Genomic DNA, 21,655 nt, shown 5'->3' on the forward strand with positions numbered 1-21,655 from the left:
TGATCTGTGGGTCTGCTTACCACGATGCGGAGTTGGGGTGCCTTGTCCCCAGCATGTAAACGCCGCTGTGGACATCAAGCAGGCATCCGTCTGACATGAACTCGCACAACGTCGCCAATAACTGATTGTTTATAAAAAGAACACCCAGCTCAAGTGGCGCGTCATCCAGCGCACCACCGTCGGGTTGATTGAGCAGAATGTGCGCGTCCGCAAGCATTCTTAAGCCACTAAACACGGGCCCACCCGGTGGGAGCACTGGCCTCGGCTTCCGCTGGATCTTTGCCAGTTCCGGCTGGGCGAATAACGCCGCCATGAACATGGCGGTTGCGTTCCAACTGCCAATGTATTTCGGTCGAGATGCTTTGTCGGATAGTGGCGCGAGCCAACGATCCTGTTGCGCACCCAGCGCTTCAAGGGTGATCGGCAGTTTTGGTGGCAACAGCACTTTATCGAATAGGTTATAGCCCCCAACTAGAGACTGGCGGATGGGTTCCGGACCACGCTCAAGGTGGTAGCTGCACGCCTCTTTCAGATCGTCGTCGTTCCAATTTTCCAGCGTTCGGATGACTGCCTTGGTGAAGTTCATATCCAACTTCGCCAAGTGCCCCCAAGACAAACCCATGGCGAAACACACATGCCAAGGATTGGCTTCAACGCACTCTTGCATTTGCGCTTGCATCGCCTCATACGCCGTGGCATTCAATCGTTTTCCACTGGCCTCAAGGAGATCTAGAACCTTTCCCCGTACCGGGCCACCCTTTGCCCCTCCGCCCAGCTGACAAAGTTTCTCGAATTCTCGCTGTGTGTCGTTGATTGGTTGCGGCATATATGCCCCCCGAGTGTGCAGTCGTAACTTGAGACACGCGTTCAAGTGTTCGCTCAGGCCAACCGTGCTGAAGCAATAGAGCGCCCCAGAGCCCATGACGCGCGGCGCTTCGGTTCACCTGCCGCATCATTGGATCTGGGGGCTCTGCGCCAGCGTGTTGAGGGTGACTGTTACTTGTCGGGCGCGCGGAGCACGCGCTTGCCCCTCGGAACCAGTTCCAGCGCCCCATCCGGCTTGCGGCGAATCACTCCGTGGTCCTGCGGCTGATTCTTTTCAGTGGTCATAGGGATCTCCTGTGGACAATTCCACGACTCCGAACATCCAGCCTTCAAAACGCCGATGCAAGGGCTTGATGAACTTCGGCCGCAACTCGATCGCACCGGCGAAATGCCGCTGGCCAACCCGCGGGCACGCTCAGGCCACAACAATCACCCCTGGCCGCCTCGCTAGACCGAAGTGGAGAACGTCAACGACCGCGCAAACTGACCTCGTGTGTGGTTCGGCACCGCCCCCCAGCCCGAACTTCGCCAATGTCGCTACCCGCAACGGAATGGCCTCGCGGCGAATGTAGAACTTCCCCAACCTGCCTGGTGGCGGTTGGGCGGGACAAAAAGTAAGGCTTCGGCACGAAACGATACCTCGATGGAGGGATCGCGACGGTGATCGACCGAGAAAAACCCGCTATGACTCAGTGCCTTGCGCACTGTCGGGAAGTGATGGAGCGGGTGATGGGAATCGAACCCACGCTAGCAGCTTGGGAAGCTGCAGTTCTACCATTGAACTACACCCGCGTCGGATCGAAGTCTATGACGCGGCGGCGCGGGAGGCAAATCGGGCTGCCAGGGTCGCCTGGGTTGACCGGAAAGCATCGGGCCTGAAGGCCCTCCCACAAGAGGACGCCGCTGGTGGGAGGGCCTTCAGGCCCGATGCTTTCGTATCCGCATCCGCGAGAAACCGGCGCAAAAAGAAACCGGGCCAAACGGCCCGGTTTCCCATCGCTTCAAGACCGAACGCCAGCGGCCGCGCAGGCCGCCGCGCCGGGGTCAGAAGCCGCCGCCGACCTGGGCGAACACCGTGGTGTTGTTGCCGCCGTCCTGGTTGAAGGTGACGCTGGCGCCGAGGTTGGCGTCCAGGCCGAACAGCTTGGTGCGCGCGCCGAACAGGAAGGTGCCGTAGTCCTGGTCGAATTCGCGGTTCTTGACCGAGTACCAGCCCAGGTTGCCGACGGTCTGCAGGCGCGCGCGGGCGTCCTTCGGCGCGTCCTCGAACTCGCGGTCCAGGGTCAGGCGCGCGTAGGGGCGGAAGCTCTCGCTGTAGGTGTAGTTGACCTGGTAGCCGACGCTGCCGATCAGCGAGTCGAAGCTCTGGTCCGGGTAGGCCAGCGAGGTCGACAGGGCCGGGTCGCTTTCGGCGAAGCCGTCGATGTCGATGCGCTGGGCGACCACGCCGAGCACCGGGCCGTGGCGCAGCGCGTCGCCGAACTCGTAGCCGGCGTTGAGCGCGGCGGTGACGTTCTTGCCGTCGGCCGAGCCGCTGTGGGTGCGGGTGGCCGGGCCGAGGTTGACCTTGCGGTCGATGTCGTAGTCGAGCTTGGTGTAGCTCAGCTGGCCGTTGACCCAGGCGCGCTCGCCGTACCAGCCGACGAAGCCGCCGATGCTGGTGTCCTTCTGGTCGAAGCTGCCGTTGCGCAGGCCGAAGTCCTGCTTCTGCTGGCCGTAGCCGAGGAAGGCGCCGAACACCAGATTGCCGCGGGTCCAGTCGACGCCGCCGGTCAGCGCCGGGCCGGCGCCGTCGTACACGTCGCCGTGGCCGTAGCGCTGGAAGTCGCCGCGCAGGCTGCTCCACCAGCGCATGCCGTCGCCGTCGCCGCGCTCGGCGTGGCCGGCGACCTGGTCGGCGCGGGCGCGGCCGGTCATCGAGGCCGAGTTCGGCAGCAGGGCGACGAAGCGCGGGGCTTCCAGCACCGAGACCGCGTAGTCGGCGAGGATCTGGTGGGCCTTGGACGAGGGATGCACGCCGTCGGCGAAGGCGTAGGAGTTCGGCGCGTCGGGCGCGGCGTAGTTGAGCGGGCTGCAGGTCACCGAGGACGCGGTGATCTGCGGGTTGCAGCCGGTGCCGGTGACGTTGCTGATGCCGAACGGCGAGGGGTTGTTCACCACTTCGCGGATCAGATTGAAGGTGTCCAGCGGGATCACCCGCAGGCCGGCCGAGGCGATGCCGTTGTAGAGCGCGTTGTTGTAGGTGGTGGCGAGCTGGGTGCCGGCCGCCATCTGCGCCGCGCCGCCGGCGCGGAACTGCGGGGTCGAGCCCAGGTCGGGGATGTTCGGCACCAGGATGTATTCGGCGCCGGCGTTGCGCAGCGCGCCGATCACGCCGATCTGCGCGGTCACCGCGCCGCCGATGGTGGCCTGCGCCGGCGCGCCGGCGGCGACCGCGAACAGGTCGTTGGCGCCGCCCCACACGGTGTACAGCGCGTTGGCATCGGCGCGGCCGCCATTGGCGGCGAGGTACTTGCTGGTCTGGGTGGCCAGCGAGTCGATCGGGCCGAGCGCGCCGCTGGTGTTGGTGCCGGTGCGCGCGCCGCCGACGGCGTAGTTGGTGCCGCCCTGGTTGTCGCTGTTGGCGTTGGTGCCGTAGTAGTTGGCCAGCCACTCCGACCAGACCAGGCCCGGGTTGGTGGTGAAGCGGCCGATCAGCGCGCCGTTGGGGCCGACCGCCTGGATCAGCGCCGGGCGGAAGTGGCCCGAATCGGTGAGGCTGTCGCCGATGAAGACGGTCTGCGAATAGGGGCCGCCGGCGAAGGCCGGAGCGGCGGCCAGCGCCAGAGCGGCGGCCAGCGCGGTACGAGCGGTTTTCATCAATGCGATTCCTTGCTTCCTGGTGGGGCTTGCGGTGGCGGCGCCCGCGGCCCGGGACGGGCGGCGCGGACGCCGGTTAGGCGTGCTTCCGACGCCATGGCTGCGCATACGGCGGCGCATGGCGAGGGATGGCGCGAATCGAAACACGGGGGCGACGAGGCTGGCAAGGCGCAGCGCGGCAAAGCCGCGGGCGCGCGCGCCCGGCCCCCGGCGGCGGATTATGCGCCCGACCGGGCGGGGCTTACCGGGGCCGGAGGTCACGGCCTCGGCATTACGCCCCCTGGCCGCGCCAGGCGGCCATCGCGTTTGTTGCCGGGCTTGGCGATTGCGCGGGTCGCACAGCGGGCATTCGCGCCGGTGCGCGCACGGCCGAAGCCATGCGCAGCAGGGCCCGCCGACGCCTGCGTCGTCGCCGCGCGCGCCGCGGCCGCGGCTGGCCGCGCTGCCCGGCAGCGGCGACAATGCCGGCATGAACATCCTGCTCAATGGCGAGGCGCGCGCCCTGACCGCGCCGATCACCGTCGACCAACTGCTCGCCGCCGAAGGCCTGGGCGAACGCCGGGTCGCGGTGGAGATCAACGGCGAGATCGTGCCGCGCGGCCGGCATGCGCTGACGGCGCTGGCCGAAGGCGACAAGGTCGAGATCGTGCACGCACTGGGCGGCGGCTGAGGCCGTCGCCTCTTTCCGACCGCAGCGCAGCTGCGTTCGCTGCCTGTAGGAGCGGCGCGAGCCGCAACTGCGAATTACGGGCTGCGATGAAAGTTTCGACGTAGCGGTTTTGGCGCGGTCGCGGCTTGCGCCGCTCCTACAGGGGCTTCGGCGGGCTCTCGCGTTGGCTTGGGGCCTGCAGTCGCCGCACCTTTCCGACCGCAGCGCGACTGCGTCCGCTGCCTGTAGGAGCCGCGCGAGCCGCGACCGCGAACCCTCGGCTGCGATGAAAGTTTCGACGTAGCGGTTTTGGCGCGGTCGCGGCTTGCGCCGCTCCTACAGGGGCTTCGACGCGGCTTGGCGGGGATCGTCAGCGCCAGTTGATGTAGACCGGATTGCCCACCAGCGCCAAGCGTCCCTGCGCGTCGCGCACGTCGATGCGCAACCAATGGCGGCGGCCGTCGCTGGGCCAGTCGAAATCGAACGACTGCTGCGCCGCGCTCACCTGCGGCTGTGCGATCAGTCCGGCCTTGACGCCGTCGAGCGTCGCTTCGATCCAGCCGCCGGCGAGGTTGCGCACCTGCACGCGCACGCTCGCGCGCTGGCCCGCGGGAACCTTGAGCTCGCCGCCCATCGCGGCTACGTCGGCGCCGTGCCGGACCTGCACTTCCAGCAGGCGATCGCGGCTGCCGAAGGCATCGACGAAGACATTGCCCGCGCGCAATCCGTCCAGGATCCCGGCCTGCGACAGCTCGCGCGCGTGCACGACCGTGGTCGGGCGGCCGATGCGGCTGGGGCCGAACGGTTCCTCGGCCGCGGTCGGCGCGTCGTGGTTGTCGCTGCCGCCGACGCCGGTGAGGCGGTGGCCGGCGTCGAGTTCGCGCTGCCAGAACGCGATGCCCGAGCCGGGCGTGTCGGCGTCGCCGCCGTTGACCGCTTCGACCATGCTCACCAGGTTCAGGTCGGCGGCCGGATGCGGGGTCCAGCCGCAGCCCATGCAGCGCTCGTCGGACGGACGGATCGGGTGATTGATCGACACCGGCAGGCCGCGGCGGCGCATGTCGCCGAGCACCGCGTTCCAGTCCGGCACCGCGGCGCTGCCGACGCGGAAATCGACCGGCGCGCGTACGCCGAACACGTTGGCGTGGCCCTGGAAGGTGGTGATCTCCATGCCCGGAATCAGCAGCAGGCGGTCGAAATGCGGCTGCAGTTCGCGCAGCGCCGGCAGGTGCGAGACGGTGTTGTGCTCGGTCACTGCGATGAAGTCGAGGCCGGCTTCGCTGGCCGCCTTGGCGGTAAGGAACAGCGGGCATGGCGTGCGCGCGCCGCTTTGCGCGGCGCAACTGCCGTCGCTGTGGGCGCTGTGCATGTGCAGATCGCCGCGGTACCAGCCCGCTTCGTTGCGCAGCGGCGGGGCGTCTTGTTGCGGCACCGCGTCGGCTTGCGCGGCCGGCGTGAGGCGGATGCGCGCGGTGTAGGCGGCGTCGCGGCCGGCGCGGATGTTGGGGATGCCGAGCAGCAGCTTCCAGGTGCCGGGCGTCAGTGCGCCGGGCGAGTAAGACGCGGTGGCGTCGGCGGCGGCGACGGTGAAGCGGCGCTTGTTGCCGCCGCTCCAGCCGCGGAAGCCGTCGCGGCCGAGGAACTCGCCGGGGCCGATCAGGCCCAGGTCGATGGTGGTCTTGTCGCTGCGGTCGTAGTCGAACTCGACTTCGATGCGGGCGGTGTCGGGTGGAACCTGGAACGGCAGTTCGCGGTAGGTCTGGTTGTCGGCGCCGGTGATGCGGCCTTGCAGGACGAGGTCGGTTGCGTTGGTTGAGCTGGAGTTGCCCGCAGCCGATCGCGCTTGCGCTGTCTGGTTTATCGGGTCGCGCGATTGCGCGAACGCGGGCGCGCTTGCGCACAACGCGGCCAGCACGGATGCGAGCGCACAAGTCCGCATTAGCTTGTGAGCCTCCCTCCCCCGGCAGCCCAACAGCCCGCTCCCTCTCGCTCCGTCATTCCCGCGAACGCGGGAATCCAGAGACCTCAAACGCTCTCGCACGAAAAGCCCTGGATTCCCGCGTTCGCGGGAATGACGGCTGGGGGGACGCGGGCTTGTCGGGAAGTTCATTGGTTCGGCCAGTGTTGGTGCATGTCGCAAGCTCAATGGCGTTTGGCGGGCTCCAGCCGGGGCATTGCCTCGCTCCAGCAACCCGATGGATCACGCCCCCTCACTCGGTCATTCCCGCGAAAGCGGGAATCCAGAGACCTCAGGCGTTCTCGCACGAAAAGCCCTGGATTCCTGCGTTCGCGGGAATGACGGCTGGGGGGGACGCGGGCTTGTCGGGAAGTTCATTGGTTCGGCCAGTGTTGGTACATGTCGCAAGCTCAATGGCGTTTCGCGGGCTCCAGCCGGGGGGTATTGCCTCGCTCCAGCAACCCGATAGATCAGGCCCTCTCACTTCGTCATTCCCGCGAACGCGGGAATCCAGAGACCTCGAGCGTTCTCGCATGAAAAGCCCTGGATTCCCGCGTTCGCGGGAATGACGGCTGGGGAGATGCGGGCTCTTCGGGTAGTTCATTGCTTCGGCCAGTACTTGCGCATCGCGCTCCACTTGTCTTGTCTCGCCGCGCATCACGCATCACGCATCACGCATCACGCGCACGCGCAGCGCATAGCGCACAGCGCACAGCGCGCTGCGCGCGGCGCGCAAGCTCAATCATGCTTCTCGGGCGCTTCCACCGCCCGCCGGCCGCAGCGGTCCTGCGCGCGCAGCGGGTTGCAGCGGACCACTTCGCTGCGCGGGAAGGTCACCCGGTAGCGGCTGAAGCGCAGGTCGGGCTTGGGGTAGTCGGTGGAGATGTACTGCGCGCCGCTGGCGAAGGCGGCCTCGCGCCGGCGCGGGTCGTTGCGCCGCGCTTCGGCGGTGTCGGCGTCGGCGCGGGTGCGCACCAGGAAGCCGGCCCGCACCGCCTTGCGGATGCGCTCGCCGTCGGCGATGGGGTCGTTGATCGTCAGGTAGGCCGCGTCCGCCGAGGTCTCGTCGCCGTTGACGAACATCGCGCGGCCTTCCAGCGAACGCCGCGCGCCGCGGTACAACGCAACCTTGCGCGCGTCCTCGTCGAGCGCGAACAACACTTTGCCGCGCGCGGCGCCGATCTTCGGCCAGGCGCCGGCCAGCACCGCCTCGCGCAGGGTCGCGGCGCGGCCGCGCACGTCGTCGGGCGCGATCAGTTCCGCCGGCGGGAACACCGAGCGCAGCTCGGCATCAAGCGCGTCGAAGGCCTTGGCGTCGAAGGCCAGCGGCGCGACCGCGCCGGGGCCGCTGTGACCGTCCTTGGCGTTGATCAGGATCAGGATCGGCGCGTGCTGCGGATGCTGGCGCGACCACGCGCGAATCTGCCGCAGGCATTCGACGAACAGCTGGCACTGGCTGCGGAAATCGATATCGGCCAGATGCATCACCTTGAACCCCGGCTGCGCCATCTGCGCCGCCGCGTCCGCCGGCCACGGCCCTGCGTCGCCGTAACCCTGGCGCAGCGCGCCGGGCGGATGCGCGTAACGGCCGCCCTTCGGGTCGTAATACACGTCGAGCTCGAGCTGGCGCATGCCCAGCTCGAGCTGCTCGTGCAGCGGCGCATGGCCGTAGTCGAGCGCATCGGCGCCGGCGGCGTCGCGGGCGCGGTGCGCGGCCAGTTCCTCGGCCGGGATCGCGCGCTTGTAGCTGTTGTGGGTGCCGATGGCCTGGACATCGTTGATGCCCAGGTTGCGGTCGATCCAGGCCTGCGCGCAGTCCGGCCCGGCCTTTGCGGCGTCGGGCGCGTCGAGCTTGCAGGCCGGATCCACCGGCGGCGGCGCGGCCGCTTCGTCGTGCGCGCGCGCCGTCCCCGCCAACGCGCCGCACAGCGCCAACGACAGCATCGGCAAAACCCAGGGCTTCATGACGTCTCTCCGCTTCGAAACCGGCAACGATACGCCCACCGCGGCGCGCTCAGAACTTGTACATCAGCGCCGCGCGGTAGCCGCGGCCGAGCAGCGGCCGGGCGATGAAGGTGTTGGCCCCGGCGTCGGCGCTCTGCAGTTCGCCGGCGCGCGGGTTGCCTTCGGTCAGGCCGAGCGAGTTGGTCAGGTTGTCGGCGTACAGGAACAGGCTCAGCCCCGGCGCGAACTCGTAGCGCGCGCTGGCGTTGACCACGTGGCAGGACGGCAGCCGCACCGAGTTGGCGGTGTCGACGTAACGTTCGCCCTCGTGTTCGTACGACACCTGCAGACGCAGCTTGTCGTCGAGCAGGTTCAGGCCCGGCACCACGCGGACGCTGGTCTTGGGCACGCGGATCAGCTGATTGTCGACGAAGTCGCGCAGCACCGGCGCGCCGTTGACCAGCTCGGTGTAGCGCAGGCCCTTGTACTTGGGATCCTGCACCGTCGCGGTCAGCTGCAGGTCGAACCAGCGCACCGGCGTCCAGAAGCCTTCCAGCTCCAGGCCGGTGGTCTTGGTGTCGGCGTAGCCCTGCTGCACGGTCGAGGCGCCGCTGCCGAGGTCGAACACGTAGTTGCTGAAGCCGACGTTGTCGTACTTGGTGTAGAACAAGGTCGCGAACAGGTCGAACTGCTCGTTGCTGAACTTGTAGCCGATCTCGCCCAGGTCCATGGTCTGGGTCACCGGGCGGCCGCTGGGGTCGTTGACGCAGGCGGCGAGCTTGGCGAGATCGCAGTTGGAGTACTTGGTGATGTAGCTCGACAAACTCGGCAGGCGGAACGCCGGCGTCCAGCGCGCGAACACGCCCTGATGCGGGTCGAACTGCCAGTTGGCGCCGACGGTCCAGCCGATCTTGTCGAACTTCTGGTCGTAATCGACGAACACGCCCGAGCCGGTGAGGATCTGCGCAGTCGCCGGCGTGCCCAGGTTCGCCTGCTTGCGCACCTCGGTCCAGCCCTCGACCTTGACTTGCTCCCAGCGCACGCCGGCGTCGATGCGCAGTTGCTCGTTGACCTGCCATTCGTCCGATAGGTACAGCGCCTGGGTGGTGGAGCGGCCGCTGGCATTTTCCCACTCGTACCCATAGCGGTACACGCCCTTGTCGGTCAGCGTCCTCAGCGGCCGGCCGGCTTTGTCCACCGCCACCAGATCCAGCAAACGCGCGTTGTCGCGCACATCCGTCAGCACGTTCGACGAGTAGCGGTCGAAGTCCTGATCGAACCGGGCGTAGTAATAGCCCACGGTGACGTCGTGGCTCTGCCCGCCGAAATCGAAGCGGCGCATCAGGCGCGTGTCGCTGATGAGTTCGTTGACCGGCATGGTGACGCCGCGCAGGCCGGCGATGGTCATCAGGCCGTTGCCGTTCTGGCTGGCCGGGTCGAATACCTGGTTCGGCGCGTCGACATAGCGCAACTGCGCGCCGGCCGCGCCCGGCACCGAGGCGATCAGCTTCTTCACCGCGGCGTCGTTGAAGAACCTGGCGCCGCTTTGCAGGGTCAGCGGGAACACGCCGTTGCGCTGGGTCCGGGTCTTGCTGTAGCGCAGCGACTGCGCCAGCTGGAAGCCCGCGCCGAGGTCGTAGTCGAACTTGACCGTGTACTGGTCGCGCTTGACCTGGGTGCCGAGCGCGTTGTCGAAGTCGTACCTCGAGCCGTCGCCCTGGATCATCTCAATCCGCCGGGTTTCCGGCCCGGCCAGGGTGCCGTCGTGGGCGTCGAAGCCGGGCACGCCGCGGATCTTGCCGTCGGCGTAGCTGCGCATCGGAATGCCGAGGTACAGCGCGACCTTGTCGTCCACGCGCTTGTAGTCGAAGCTGAACTTGCCGCGCTCGAACGCGCGCGACAGGTCGATGCGGTACTGGCCGCCGTCGTTGGCCGGATAGCCCGGATCGCGCAGGCCATCGTCGCTGCGCCAGAAGCCGCCCAGGCCGAGTTTCCAGCCGCCGCCGATCGGCGTGCCGAAGAACAGGTCGTAGCGGGTCAGGCCGTAATCGCCGACGGTGAGCTTGGCCACGCCTTCGGCGCTGTCGCCGACCGTGCGCGGGATGAAGTTGATCGCGCCGGCCGGGGCGTTGGAATAGAACACCGACGACGGGCCGCCGCGCACCACTTCCACCCGCTCGATGGTTTCGTCGAGGCGGAAGGCCTGGTCGCCGTTGAGATAGCCCAGCGCCGGGTCGTGCTGCACCGGGATGCCGTCTTCCAGCAGCGTCACCGAGCCGAAGCCGTCGACCGGGATGCCGCGCGCGCGGATGTTGCCGCTGGCTTCACCGCCGCTGGCCTCGACCCAGAAGCCGGGCACCGACTTCATCGCCTCGGTCACCGAGGTCGGCGCCTGCATGCGCAGGCGGTCTTCCTCGATCGCGGTGATCGAGTAGCTGGTCTCGGCCTTGCTGCGCTGGCGGGTGCCGGAGCGGCCGGTGACGACGACTTTGTCGAGGTCCACCGCACTGGACTTCGTCCCGTCTTGCGCCGCCGAAGCGGACGCTGCGGAGGATTCGCCCGAAACCACGCCCCCGGCCGAAGCCGGCTGCTGCGCCTGGGCAAGGGTCGAAAAACCAACGGTAACGAAGCTGGCGGCCAGGGCGATGCGGATCGCCCGGGTGAGCTGGCGGGAACGAGAGGTCATGGCGGCGGGATTCGGAAGGAAGGGATCGCTGCCGTCGGTTCCGTCCGAAGCCGTGCATGGCGCGCGGCAGCCGCGATGAATGCTGAACGCCGTGGCTTAAAGATTCGTGACACGCGGCGCGTTGTTGCCGCCAGATCCGGTCAAGTCCGCTGTTGTGGGAGGGGGCTTCAGCCCCGAAGCTCTTGTTTCAGGTCGCGGCGATCGGGCCGGAAAGCATCGGGGCTGAAGCCCCTCCCACAAGGGCCCAGGGCCTCATCGCCCCACGGCCCGCCCCCATCGGCCATAATTGCGCGATGACTGACACCGCCTTCTCCGATCCGCTGGTCATCGCCGGCAAGACCTACCGTTCGCGCCTGCTCACCGGCACCGGCAAGTTCAAGGACTTGACCGAAACCCGCCTGGCCACCGAGGCCGCCGCGGCCGAAATCGTCACTGTCGCGATCCGCCGCACCAATATCGGCCAGAACCCGGGCGAGCCGAACCTGCTCGACGTGCTGCCGCCGGACCGCTACACCCTGCTGCCCAACACCGCCGGCTGCTACACCGCCGACGACGCGGTGCGCACCTGCCGCCTGGCCCGCGAGCTGCTCGACGGCCACCGCCTGGTCAAGCTGGAAGTGCTCGGCGACCAGCGCACCCTGTTCCCCGACGTGATCCAGACCCTGGCCGCGGCCGAAACCCTGGTCAAGGACGGCTTCGACGTCATGGTCTACACCTCCGACGACCCGATCCTGGCCAAGCGCCTGGAAGAGATCGGCTGCGTCGCGGTGATGCCGCTGGCCGCGCCGATCGGTTCGGGCCTGGGCGTGCAGAACAAGTACAACCTGCTGGAGATCGTCGAGAACGCCAAGGTGCCGATCATCGTCGACGCCGGCGTCGGCACCGCGTCCGATGCCGCCATCGCGATGGAACTGGGCTGCGACGGCGTGCTGATGAACACCGCCATCGCCGGCGCGCGCGACCCGATCCTGATGGCGCACGCGATGAAGCTGGCGGTGGAAGCCGGGCGCGCCGCATTCAAGGCCGGGCGGATCCCGCGCAAGCGCTACGCCAGCGCGTCGAGCCCCGTGGACGGGCTGATCGGCTGATGACCGACCCGTTCTCCAGCGACGGCCACAAGGCGCCGCCCAAGCCGTTCACGGTCGAGGAAGGCCGCCGCCAGGTGCGCAGCTTCGTGCTGCGCCAGGGCCGCTTCACTCCGGCCCAGCAGCGCGCCTTCGACGAACTCTGGCCGCGCTTCGGCATCGACTACAGCGGCGCGCCGCGCGACTTCGATGCGATCTTCGGCCGCAGCGCCAGGCGCGTGCTGGAAATCGGTTTCGGCAACGGCGAAGCGCTGCGCTACGCCGCGCAGCACGACCGCGACCGCGACCTGATCGGCATCGAAGTCCACGCCCCCGGCGTGGGCCGACTGCTGAACGCCTTGGCCGAGGACGGCAGCGACCACGTGAAGCTCTACCACCACGACGCGGTGGAAGTGCTCAACCACGAAGTCGCCGACGGCGCCCTGGACGAGGTCCGGATCTACTTCCCCGATCCGTGGCACAAGAAGCGCCACAACAAGCGCCGCCTGGTCCAGCCGGCCTTCGCCGAACTGCTGGTGCGCAAGCTCGCGCCCGACGGGCGCTTGCACCTGGCCACCGATTGGCAGGACTATGCCGAGCAGATGTGGGACGTCCTGGACGCGACCAGGGGGCTCGCCAACCGCGCCGGCCGGCGCGGCAGCGTGCCGCGACCGGAATGGCGCCCGCAGACGCACTTCGAGACCCGCGGCCAGAAACTCGGCCACGGCGTCTGGGACTTGCTGTACGACCGCGTGCCCGACCACGGCGGCGGCACGGCGCAGCAGGCGTAGGGCGAACAGGTTTTCCTAGCGACTCGACCGAGACCCCGACCAGACCGGCATGGACACCTCCCTCGCGCTGACCACCGACATGATGCTGGTGCTCGGGCTGGTGGTGTTCACGATGGCGATGTTCCTGTTCGAGCGCGTGCGCGCCGACGTGGTCGCCCTGGTCGTGCTGGTGCTGCTGGGCCTGTCGGGGCTGGTCGAGCCGGACGAGCTGTTCAACGGCTTCTCCGGCAACGCGGTCATCAGCATCATCGCCACGATGATCCTCGGCGCCGGCCTGGACCGCACCGGCGCGCTCAACCGCCTGGCCGGCTGGCTGCTGCGGCGCGCGCACGGGGTCGAGCAGCGCCTGCTGCTGCTGACCACGGCGGTGGCCGGGCTCAATTCCTCGTTCATGCAGAACCCCTCGGTGATGGCGCTGTACATGCCGGTCGCCGCGCGCCTGTCCTCGCGCACCGGCCTGTCGCTGCCGCGGCTGCTGCTGCCGATCGCCGCGGCCATCGTCATGGGCGGCGCGCTGACCATGGTCGGCAACTCGCCGCTGATCCTGCTCAACGACTTGCTGCTCAACGCCAACAGCAACCTGCCCTCGGGCGCGGCCACCATCGAGCCGCTGAAGATGTTCGCGCCGCTGCCGATCGGCATCGCCCTGCTGGCCGCCTCGCTGGCCTATTTCCACTTCTTCGGCGACAAGCTGCTCAAGGACGACAGCGACAAGGGCGCGACGCCGGCGCGCACCCAGAGCTATTTCGCCAAGGCCTACGGCATCGACGGCGACGTCTACGAACTCACCGTCACCGCCGACAGCCCGCTGGTGGGCATGTCGCTCGGCGAAGCCGAGACCCTGCGCGGCGCGCCGCTGCTGCTGGCGCTCAAGAGCGACAACGACTCGCGCCTGGCGCCGCCGGCCGACACCCGCATCTGGGTCGGCAGCGTGCTCGGCGCGATGGGGCCCAAGCAGCAGGTCGCCGACTTCGCCCAGAACCATTTCCTGCGCCTGTCCTCGCGCCTGCGCAACTTCGCCGATCTGTTCAATCCCAGCCGCGCTGGCATTTCCGAGGCGGTGGTGCCGGCAACCTCGGGATACATCGGTAAAACGGCCGGCGACCTGCACCTGCGCAAGCAGTCCGGCCTGAGCCTGCTGGCGATCAACCGCGACAAGACCGTGCTGCGCGACAACGTGCGCGCCGTGCCGATGCGCGCCGGCGACATGCTGGTGTTCCACAGCATCTGGACCGACCTGGCCAGCGCCGCGGCGAGCAAGGACCTGGTCGTGGTCACCGACTACCCCAAGGGCGAGCAGCGCCCGCACAAGCTCAAGATCGCGCTGGCGATCTTCGCCGTGGCGATGCTGCTGGCGCTGTCCTCGCGCCTGCCGGTGTCGATCGCGCTGATGACCGGCGTGGTCGGCATGCTGATCACCGGCGTGCTCAACATCGACGAGGCCTACTCGGCGATCAACTGGAAGACCGTGTTCCTGATGGCCTGCCTGATTCCGCTGGGCTGGGCGATGGATTCCAGCGGCGCGGCGGCGTGGATCGCGGGGCACAGCATCGAGCGACTGCCTCACGGGACGCCGGTCTGGCTGCTGGAGATATTGGTCGGACTTCTGACGACTGCCTTTTCCTTGGTCATCAGCCACGTCGGCGCGACCATCGTGGTGGTCCCGCTGGCGGTCAACCTGGCGCTGGCGGCCGGCGGCAACCCGACCGCGTTCGCGCTGATCGTGGCGCTGTCGGCGTCGAACAACTTCATGACCGCGTCGAATCCGGTGATCTCGATGATCACCGGGCCGGCGGGCTACAGCGGCAAGGAGCTGTGGAGGATCGGCGGGCCGCTGTCGTTGATCTATACCGTGGTGACGGTGTTGATGATCAACGTGTTGTTCTGGGGAAAATAATCCGACGCCATGCCACGGATAACCCTCCCGCTCCCGCGCCCCCACCTGGGCTACCTGTAGGAGCGGCGCAAGCCGCGACCGCGCCAACGAAACACCCGCGCCCCCGCTGAGCCCTGGCACTAAGGCCACGCAACAGATCGGATACGACGACCGGACATCCAATGTCGCCGGCGATTCATTCCCGCAGTCGCGGCTCGCGCCGCTCCTACAGAGGGCCCAGGCAGTTCGCGCCACGCACCGACACGACGCCGCTTACGCCAGCCAAACCCCGCCATCGCGCACGTCCACCGCCACCGCGCGCAAGGCTTCGCCGCGGCACGGCCCGGCCACGCATTCGCCGCCGGCCAGCTCGAAGCTGGCGCCGTGCGCGGCGCACACCAGCAGGCCGTCCTTGCTCTTGAGAAATTGCCCGGGGGCCCAATCCAGTCGGCGTCCGGCGTGCGGGCAGATGTTGAGCCAGGCGCGCACGGCCTCGCCGTCGCGATACAGCAGCAGCGACTCGGCGTCGCCGTCGAGGGTCGCCTCGACCTCGGCGAAACCGCCGTCGGCCAGTTGCGCCAGCGCGATCAAAGGTTCACCGCCGGCCGCCCGGCCGTCGGACCCGTTTAACGAAGTTCTCACACCATCGTTCATGCCTGGAACGATACTCGACTGTCCGGCCCAGGCCCAATTGTCTCACGACGACCGAAAATGTTCGCCCAGACCTTCCGTTTCGCCGATCAACGTTCGCAATGGACTGCGTTCCAGTCGCGCGTGCGCAGCGCTTTCGAGCCGCGCAAGCCGCGTCACCGCCTCCTGCGCTTCGTTCTCGGCGTGGTCGGCCTGGGCCTGCTGGCGCTGCTGGTGTTCTTCAGCGTCTTCGTCGGCGCGGCGATGATCGCGGTCGGCTTGGCCTACAAGCTATGGCAGCGCCGTGGCAAACCGATGACGGCGCGGGCCAAGGCCCGCGGCGACGTGGTCGAAGGCGAGTTCCGCGTGGTCGCGCCGCGCGCGTTGCCGCGCGACCGCAGCGCCGGCCCGGCGCGCTGAGCGCATGAGCGACGTCGTCGCGGCCGCGCCGGCCACCCGCATCCCCGTCCGCGGCCAAGGCCTGGCCGCCGATGCCGCCTTCCCGGTCCACCGCGTCTATTGCGTCGGCCGCAACTTCGCCGACCACGCCCGCGAAATGGGCGCGGCGGCGCCGACCTCGGCCGCCGACCGCGGCCGTCCGACCTTCTTCCTCAAGCCCACCGATTCGCTCGACACCGGCGAGGCCGTGCCCTACCCGCCCGGCACCAGCGACCTGCACCACGAGGTCGAGCTGGTGGTGGCGCTGGGCCGCGACGCGCCCGCGGGCGTGCTCGCGGTCGAGGACGCGCAGGCCCTGGTCTACGGCTACGCCGTCGGCCTCGACCTGACCCGCCGCGACCTGCAGGCCCAGGCCAAGGCCAAGGGCCTGCCCTGGGACACCGGCAAGTCCTTCGACCACGCCGCGCCGATCAGCGCGATCGTGCCGGCCGCCGACGTCGGCGCGCTGGGTGCGCGCACGCTCCGCCTGGAGGTCAACGGCGAGCTGCGCCAGCAAGGCTCGCTCGACGACCTGATCTGGAACGTGGCCGACGTCCTGCACGAGCTCTCGCAGCTGTACGCGCTGCGCGCCGGCGACCTGATCTTCATGGGCACCCCGGCCGGCGTCGCCGCGCTGCAGCCCGGCGACCGCTACCGCGCGACGCTGGAAGGCGTGGCGGAACTGCACGGACACATCACCCCGCCCCGGCTATAGTCCGGCCCCGGCGCCCGTGCCTTCATCCGAAGCCGGCGCCGTCCACCGTCCTTCAGTCGTAACAGTCGTCACCAGGGAGAGCATGCGATGGGCATGATCAGCGAGTTCAAAGAGTTCATTGCACGCGGCAACGTGGTCGATCTGGCCGTCGGCGTGGTCATCGGCGCGGCGTTCGGCAAGATCGTCACCGCCCTGGTCGACGGCATCGTCATGCCGACCATCGGCTACATCACCGGCGGGGTCAGCGTCAGCGACTGGAAGTACGTGCTCAAGCCCTCGCAGCTGGACGCGGCGGGCAAGGAAGTGGCGGCGGAAGTGGCGATCAAGTACGGCGCCTTCCTGCAGACCGCGATCGATTTCATCCTGATCGCGTTCGTGATCTTCATCTTCCTCAAGGCCTACAACAAGGTGCGCAAGCCGGCCGACGCGGCGCCGGCGGCGACGCCGGAAGACGTGCTGCTGCTGCGCGAGATCCGCGATTCGCTGAAGAAGTAACCCGGCCGCGCACGCTCCATCGAAGGCCGCCACCTTGTGGCGGCCTTCTTCGTTTGGCCCGGTCCGCGACGATGCGCCGCAAATGTTTCGGCGCGCTGGCGCGGCGCCGGGGATTCGCGTTCGACGACGGCATCGAGGCGGCGGCCGCGCGGTTGCGCATCGGTTGGCCGCTGCGGCGATGGATTGAGCCGGGGGCGGAGGCGTTCGTGCGCTGAGCGGCCGGCGCCGGCGATCGATCGGCGCGGTCGCGGCTTGCGCCGCTCCTACAGGGGGGCGGCATTCGCGAAGGCTTCCTGCAGGAGCGGCGCAAGCCGCGACCGCGACACCACGCCGACCGCGCCCGCACCGAACCGCCTTCGAAACAACAAACCCGGCAAACCCGCAATCGCCGAACGCCTCCGCGGCGCGCCATCGCCCCGCCTGCATCAAACCCCACGATCGCCAGCGACAAAAACCCCGCGCGCCCGGCGTGACTTTTCTCAGGTCGCGCGCCGCCCGCGGGTTGTTAAGCTCGGCGTTTCGCCTAGCCGCGCGACCTCCCGCGCGGCCGGCCAGCACGAGGAGAGTGGGGATGCGCGCACCGTTGTGGGCAGCGATGGCTGCCGTGTTGTTCACGGGTTCGATCCTGGCCGGCGATGCCGCCGCCGCGCAGCGCGAAACGCGCATTCCGCAGGCCGCCGTCGACGCCGCCGGCGAACTGCGCGAGCGCGCGCTGGCCAGCGATCTGGGCTTCAAGATCACCGAATCGCTGACCACCGAGGTCGGCCCGCGCCTGGCCGGCAGCGAGGCCGACGCGCGCGCGGTGGCGTGGGCGCAGGCCAAGTTCCGCGAACTGGGCTTCGACAAGGTCTGGACTGAGCCGGTGACCTTCCCCAAATGGCAGCGCCGCAGCGAGCACGCCGAAGTGCTCGGCGCCAGCGCGCAGCCGCTGCGCCTGGCCGCGCTCGGCGGCAGCCCGGGCGGCACGGTCGAAGGCGAGGTCGTGCGCTTCGCCGACCTGGCCGCGCTAGAGGCCGCGCCGGCCGGTTCGCTGGCCGGCAAGATCGCCTTCATCGACTTCGCCATGCCGCGCGCTAAAGACGGCGCCGGCTACGGCCCGGGCGGGCGCGTGCGCAGCCGCGGCCCGTCGGCGGCGATCCGCGCCGGCGCGTCCGGGTTCCTGATGCGTTCGGCCGGCACCGACTCGCACCGCATGCCGCACACCGGCATCACCCGCTTCGACGAAGGGCTCACGCCGATTCCGTCGGCGGCGCTGTCGGCGCCCGATGCCGACCAGCTCGCCCGCCTGGCCGCGCGCGGCGCCACCCGCGTGCGCGTGGCCCTGGACTGCGGCTGGGACGGCCAGGCGACCTCGTACAACGTCATCGGCGAGATCCGCGGCAAGAGCAAGCCAGAGGAAGTGGTGGTGATCGGCGGCCACCTGGATTCCTGGGACCAGGGCACCGGCGCGATCGACGACGCCGCCGGCGTCGGCCTGACCATGGCCGCGGCCAAGCTGATCGCGCAGAGCAAGCTGCGTCCGGCGCGCAGCGTGCGCGTGGTCGCCTTCGCCAACGAGGAACAAGGCCTGTACGGCGGCAAGGCTTACGCCGACAAGCACGTGGCCGACGTGCGCAAGCACCAGATCGGCGCGGAGAGCGACTTCGGCGCCGGCCGCATCTACGCCTATTCCAGCTCGGCGCCGGACTACGCCAAGGCCGCGGACCAGCAGATCGCGCAGGCGCTGGCGCCGCTGGGCATCGAGCACACGCCCGGCAAGGGCGGCCCGGGCCCGGACATCGGCCCGTTCGCCGCCAAGGGCCTGGCCTGGGCGCGACTGGCGCAGGACGGCACCGACTATTTCGACTACCACCACACGCCCGACGACACGCTCGACAAGATCGACCCGAAGGCGCTGGCGCAGAACGTCGCCGCGTATGCGGTGTTCGCCTATCTGGCGGCGTCGGCCGATGGCGATTTCGGCAGCGCGCCGAAGCAGGTGTCGCCGCCGGAGGAGTGAGGTCACGCTGAGATGAGGCGCGACTTCGCCGCCATGTCGCGGTGAAGCCCTGGATGCCCGCGTTCGCGGGCATGACGATGGGGTGGGTTCGCGATGTTCCTCCAGAGTTCGCGGCTTCGAGTTCGCAGCGCCTCCCTCACCCCGTCATCCCCGCGAAAGCGGGGATCCAGAGACTTCAGCGCCATGTCGCGAAGCCCTGGATGCCCGCCTTCGCGGGCATGACGATGGGGTGGGTTCGCGGTGTTCCTCCAGAGTTCGCGGCTTCGAGTTCGCAGCGCCTCCCTCACTCCGTCATCCCCGCGAAAGCGGGGATCCAGAGACTTCAGCGCCATATCGCGGTGAAGCCCTGGATGCCCGCCTTCGCGGGCATGACGATAGGCGGGTTTCGCGGCGCCTGTTTCGAGTTCGCGCCGCTGCTCTCACCCCGTCATCCCCGCGAAGGCGGGGATCCAGAGACTTCAGCGCCATGTCGCGGTGAAGCCCTGGATGCCCGCTTTCGCGAGCATGACGATAGGCGGGTTTCGCGGCGCCCGTTTCGAGTTCGCGCCGCCTCTCTCACCCCGTCATCCCCGCGAAAGCGGGGATCCAGAGACTTCAACGCCATGTCGCGGTGAAGCCCTGGATGCCCGCCTCCGCGGCATGACGATAGGTGGGTTTCGCGGCGCCCCTCAAATCGCCGCGCCCTGCATTCCGCCTCCATCCTGCTTCCATCCCACCGCCATCCATCGCAGCGCAACGCCGCAGCCGCACACCCGTGAACGCCGCGCATCGGCGCGCTGCAGCGAAACCGTAAACGCCCTCACGCTTTGACGCCGCGCGCGTGCCCTGTCCGCGCGCCGGTTTGCGTTATCTCGAAAACAGCGCGCCCGTCGGCCCGCGTTTCGGATCCGCACTTTCGATGAGCGATGCCAGCAACGCCGCCGCCAGCGCCGACCGCGATCTCCGCGGCGATGGCGCGCGAACGCCGCCGCCGTCGCCCGAACGCGCCCTGCGCGCGCTGTGGGATGCGCTGCGCGGCGCCACCCTCGCCCTCGGCGAGCAGGCGCTGGCGCAGCACAGCGAAGCGGCGCTGCGCGCCGACGCGGTCCTGGCCGCGGGCGTGCGCCGGCTCAAGCAGCGATTGTCCCAAGCTCCCCTGTCCGCGGCCGACGACGGTCCGCACGCACCCGAGGCGACCATGACCGAAAGCACCGACAACGACGACGCCGGCGCCGCGCCGAACGCCCGACCCGGCACCCCGCCGCCGGCCGGCGCGCCGCCGCGCGCGGACAGCGAAGCGCCGCTGGAACCCGAAGAACTGCTGGAGCGGCTGCGCGCCGCGCTCGCCGGCCACGACGGCGGCGAGCCGTATCAGTACACCGGCGTCCATCAGCAGATCGAATCGGCGCTCAAGCAGTCCAACGAAGCCGTGCTCGGCGCGGCCGGCGAGTTCGCCTACGGCCACCGCGCCGCCACCGACGCGTTCGCGGCGGGGCTGCGCAAGGTCTCCGACGCGCAGCACCGGCAGAACCTGCAGACCCTGCAGGCCGCCGCGCTGGCGGTGTGTCTGGACGCGATGCTCAAGCGGCCGGAGCAGGCCGAGGAGTACGCGGGGCTGCTGGAGGCGATCAAGCACATTGTTTGAGGGGCATGAAGCGGGAATAGGGATTGGGGAACTGGGGTTGCGCCGGTAATCGGCGCTCTTCGTTCCCTGCTTCGTTCCCTTCTTCCCACCCTCGCTCCTCGCCTACCCCCGCCTCGCCCGCCAGGCCGCCAACAACACTGCCGTCGCGGCAGCGACATTGAGGCTCTCGACCCGCCCGGTGCCCGGAATCGACAGGCGCCGGTCGCAGGCGGCGGCCAGTTCGCGGTCCATGCCCTCGCCTTCGGCGCCGAGCACATAGATCAGGCGCGGCGGCAACGGCGCGGCGAACACGTCCTCGCCGCCGTCGACCACGGTCGCGGCCAGTTCGAAGCCGGCGCCGCGCAACTGGGCCAGGGCGTTGTCGCTGCGGCCCATGCGCACCATCGGCACCGCTTCGGCGCCGCCTTCGGCCACGCGCGCGGCCGCGCCGGACAGGGCGAGGGTCGAATCCTTCGGCAACAGCACCGCGCTCACGCCGAAGTGCGCGGCCGAACGCAGGATCGCGCCGAGGTTGTGCGGGTTGCCGACGCCGTCGAGCCACAGCGCCAGCTGCGGGCCGTCGGGCAGATCGCGCAGCCAGTTCGACAGCGGCGCGGGCTCCTCGCGCAACACCTCGGCCACCACGCCTTCGTGGTGGCCGCTGGCGGCGAGCTTGTCCAGGTCCTGGGTCTCGACCACGCGATAGCCGACCCGGTTGGCCACGCACCAGGCCAGCATCGGCTGCAATTGCGGGATGCGCGGCGCGTCCAGGTACAGCTTGCGCAGCACCTGCGGCCGCCGCGCGAACACCGCGCGCACCGCGTTCAGGCCGTACAGGCGGATCTCGGCGTCGCGACGGGCGCGCTGCGGGTGCGGCGCGCCCGGTCCTTGGTCGCCCTGATCGTCGTCGTCGTCGCGGCGATGATGGCCGCCGCGGTCGTGGCGCTCGTGGCGGCTGCCGCGCGGGCGCTCGTCGTGCTCGCTGCCGTCGTGGCGGGTGCGCTGGTCGCGGCGCTGCTCGCGCGAATGCGGGTGATGCGAACCGCCGCGTTCGCGCCACGGGCCCTGCCCTTCGCCGCCGGGGCCGGCGGGAACGCCCGGCCCTCTCGCAGCGCCGGCGCCGC

General features: G+C 69.2%; 15 protein-coding genes, 1 tRNA gene and 2 pseudogenes. 10 read left to right on the forward strand and 8 right to left on the reverse strand.

Annotated features, from left to right (window positions below):
* Positions 1–16: 16 nt before the first annotated feature.
* From A7A76_RS07865 to A7A76_RS07875, 3 genes are all read right to left on the reverse strand, one after another.
* Positions 17–586, reverse strand: coding sequence for a hypothetical protein (locus A7A76_RS07865; protein WP_206410680.1), 570 nt, complete (start codon positions 584–586; stop codon positions 17–19).
* 957 nt (positions 587–1,543) lie between these two features.
* Positions 1,544–1,617, reverse strand: a tRNA-Gly gene (locus A7A76_RS07870).
* 252 nt (positions 1,618–1,869) lie between these two features.
* The gene (locus A7A76_RS07875; RefSeq protein ID WP_206410691.1) at positions 1,870–3,663 is read right to left on the reverse strand and encodes an autotransporter outer membrane beta-barrel domain-containing protein; all 1,794 of its coding nucleotides are present in this window, start codon (positions 3,661–3,663) and stop codon (positions 1,870–1,872) included.
* A gap of 490 nt (positions 3,664–4,153) precedes the next feature.
* Between A7A76_RS07875 and thiS the strand changes: the two genes are divergently transcribed.
* Positions 4,154–4,354 (forward strand): sulfur carrier protein ThiS, encoded by a 201-nt coding sequence (gene thiS / locus A7A76_RS07880; protein ID WP_206410681.1) that lies wholly within the window; start codon positions 4,154–4,156, stop codon positions 4,352–4,354.
* Between the two features lie 349 nt (positions 4,355–4,703).
* Here thiS and A7A76_RS07885 read toward each other — a convergent pair whose 3' ends face one another.
* The 3 genes from A7A76_RS07885 to A7A76_RS07895 form a co-directional block, all read right to left on the reverse strand.
* Positions 4,704–6,272 (reverse strand): CehA/McbA family metallohydrolase, encoded by a 1,569-nt coding sequence (locus tag A7A76_RS07885; RefSeq protein ID WP_206410682.1) that lies wholly within the window; start codon positions 6,270–6,272, stop codon positions 4,704–4,706.
* A 756-nt stretch (positions 6,273–7,028) separates the two neighbouring features.
* Entirely contained in the window at positions 7,029–8,255 is a 1,227-nt protein-coding gene (locus A7A76_RS07890) for a phosphatidylinositol-specific phospholipase C1-like protein (protein ID WP_241200796.1), read from the reverse strand.
* 49 nt (positions 8,256–8,304) lie between these two features.
* Positions 8,305–10,920: a TonB-dependent receptor gene (locus A7A76_RS07895; RefSeq protein WP_241200797.1), complete on the reverse strand. Its 2,616-nt coding sequence runs from the start codon at positions 10,918–10,920 to the stop codon at positions 8,305–8,307.
* Between the two features lie 152 nt (positions 10,921–11,072).
* Here A7A76_RS07895 and A7A76_RS26375 point away from each other — a divergent pair.
* From A7A76_RS26375 to A7A76_RS07910, 4 genes and pseudogenes are all read left to right on the forward strand, one after another.
* A pseudogene (locus A7A76_RS26375) lies at positions 11,073–11,159 on the forward strand (DUF6053 domain-containing protein); the annotation flags it as partial.
* 54 nt (positions 11,160–11,213) lie between these two features.
* The gene (locus tag A7A76_RS07900) at positions 11,214–12,008 is read left to right on the forward strand and encodes a thiazole synthase (protein WP_206410683.1); all 795 of its coding nucleotides are present in this window, start codon (positions 11,214–11,216) and stop codon (positions 12,006–12,008) included.
* Positions 12,008–12,775 (forward strand): tRNA (guanosine(46)-N7)-methyltransferase TrmB, encoded by a 768-nt coding sequence (gene trmB / locus A7A76_RS07905; protein ID WP_206410684.1) that lies wholly within the window; start codon positions 12,008–12,010, stop codon positions 12,773–12,775. The genes A7A76_RS07900 and trmB overlap by 1 nt, the downstream gene beginning before the upstream one ends.
* Before the next feature lie 49 nt (positions 12,776–12,824).
* Positions 12,825–14,672, forward strand: a complete 1,848-nt coding sequence (locus A7A76_RS07910) for an SLC13 family permease (protein WP_206410685.1) — start codon at positions 12,825–12,827, stop codon at positions 14,670–14,672.
* A gap of 252 nt (positions 14,673–14,924) precedes the next feature.
* On the opposite strand, the gene A7A76_RS07915 is transcribed toward A7A76_RS07910, so the two are convergent.
* Positions 14,925–15,305, reverse strand: a complete 381-nt coding sequence (locus A7A76_RS07915; protein WP_206410686.1) for a Rieske (2Fe-2S) protein — start codon at positions 15,303–15,305, stop codon at positions 14,925–14,927.
* Positions 15,306–15,362: 57 nt separating this feature from the next.
* Here A7A76_RS07915 and A7A76_RS07920 point away from each other — a divergent pair, with 57 nt between their 5' ends.
* The 5 genes from A7A76_RS07920 to A7A76_RS07940 all read left to right on the forward strand — a co-directional run bounded on the left by A7A76_RS07920 (position 15,363) and on the right by A7A76_RS07940 (position 20,552).
* A complete protein-coding gene (locus A7A76_RS07920) occupies positions 15,363–15,701 on the forward strand; it encodes a hypothetical protein (protein ID WP_206410687.1) in 339 nt (112 codons plus the stop codon).
* A 4-nt stretch (positions 15,702–15,705) separates the two neighbouring features.
* Positions 15,706–16,434 (forward strand): fumarylacetoacetate hydrolase family protein, encoded by a 729-nt coding sequence (locus A7A76_RS07925; protein WP_206410688.1) that lies wholly within the window; start codon positions 15,706–15,708, stop codon positions 16,432–16,434.
* A gap of 87 nt (positions 16,435–16,521) precedes the next feature.
* A complete protein-coding gene (gene mscL, locus A7A76_RS07930) occupies positions 16,522–16,929 on the forward strand; it encodes a large-conductance mechanosensitive channel protein MscL (RefSeq protein WP_123649442.1) in 408 nt (135 codons plus the stop codon).
* Between the two features lie 595 nt (positions 16,930–17,524).
* Positions 17,525–18,928 carry a M28 family peptidase gene (locus A7A76_RS07935; RefSeq protein ID WP_241200801.1) on the forward strand — a complete coding sequence of 468 codons (1,404 nt, stop codon included), beginning with the start codon at positions 17,525–17,527 and terminating at the stop codon, positions 18,926–18,928.
* An 898-nt stretch (positions 18,929–19,826) separates the two neighbouring features.
* Positions 19,827–20,552, forward strand: coding sequence for a hypothetical protein (locus A7A76_RS07940; RefSeq protein ID WP_206410690.1), 726 nt, complete (start codon positions 19,827–19,829; stop codon positions 20,550–20,552).
* Positions 20,553–20,654: 102 nt separating this feature from the next.
* Here the strand turns inward: A7A76_RS07940 and A7A76_RS07945 are convergent.
* A pseudogene (locus A7A76_RS07945) lies at positions 20,655–21,591 on the reverse strand (TrmH family RNA methyltransferase).
* Positions 21,592–21,655 lie beyond the last annotated feature (64 nt).

It is taken from the genome of Lysobacter enzymogenes, from assembly GCF_017168095.1.
In the GTDB taxonomy this organism is placed as follows: Bacteria; Pseudomonadota; Gammaproteobacteria; order Xanthomonadales; family Xanthomonadaceae; genus Lysobacter; species Lysobacter enzymogenes_D.

What these genes read in the sequence shown, in the direction of transcription:
- A7A76_RS07910 (WP_206410685.1), top strand. Translation starts at nt 12,825, where the DNA reads ATGGACACCTCCCTCGCGCTGACCACCGACATGATGCTGGTGCTCGGG.
- A7A76_RS07915 (WP_206410686.1), bottom strand. Translation starts at nt 15,305, where the DNA reads ATGAACGATGGTGTGAGAACTTCGTTAAACGGGTCCGACGGCCGGGCG.
- A7A76_RS07865 (WP_206410680.1), bottom strand. Translation starts at nt 586, where the DNA reads ATGAACTTCACCAAGGCAGTCATCCGAACGCTGGAAAATTGGAACGAC.
- A7A76_RS07920 (WP_206410687.1), top strand. Translation starts at nt 15,363, where the DNA reads ATGTTCGCCCAGACCTTCCGTTTCGCCGATCAACGTTCGCAATGGACT.
- mscL (WP_123649442.1), top strand. Translation starts at nt 16,522, where the DNA reads ATGGGCATGATCAGCGAGTTCAAAGAGTTCATTGCACGCGGCAACGTG.
- A7A76_RS07890 (WP_241200796.1), bottom strand. Translation starts at nt 8,255, where the DNA reads ATGAAGCCCTGGGTTTTGCCGATGCTGTCGTTGGCGCTGTGCGGCGCG.
- A7A76_RS07940 (WP_206410690.1), top strand. Translation starts at nt 19,827, where the DNA reads ATGAGCGATGCCAGCAACGCCGCCGCCAGCGCCGACCGCGATCTCCGC.
- A7A76_RS07900 (WP_206410683.1), top strand. Translation starts at nt 11,214, where the DNA reads ATGACTGACACCGCCTTCTCCGATCCGCTGGTCATCGCCGGCAAGACC.
- A7A76_RS07895 (WP_241200797.1), bottom strand. Translation starts at nt 10,920, where the DNA reads ATGACCTCTCGTTCCCGCCAGCTCACCCGGGCGATCCGCATCGCCCTG.
- A7A76_RS07935 (WP_241200801.1), top strand. Translation starts at nt 17,525, where the DNA reads ATGGCTGCCGTGTTGTTCACGGGTTCGATCCTGGCCGGCGATGCCGCC.
- A7A76_RS07885 (WP_206410682.1), bottom strand. Translation starts at nt 6,272, where the DNA reads ATGCGGACTTGTGCGCTCGCATCCGTGCTGGCCGCGTTGTGCGCAAGC.
- thiS (WP_206410681.1), top strand. Translation starts at nt 4,154, where the DNA reads ATGAACATCCTGCTCAATGGCGAGGCGCGCGCCCTGACCGCGCCGATC.
- trmB (WP_206410684.1), top strand. Translation starts at nt 12,008, where the DNA reads ATGACCGACCCGTTCTCCAGCGACGGCCACAAGGCGCCGCCCAAGCCG.
- A7A76_RS07925 (WP_206410688.1), top strand. Translation starts at nt 15,706, where the DNA reads ATGAGCGACGTCGTCGCGGCCGCGCCGGCCACCCGCATCCCCGTCCGC.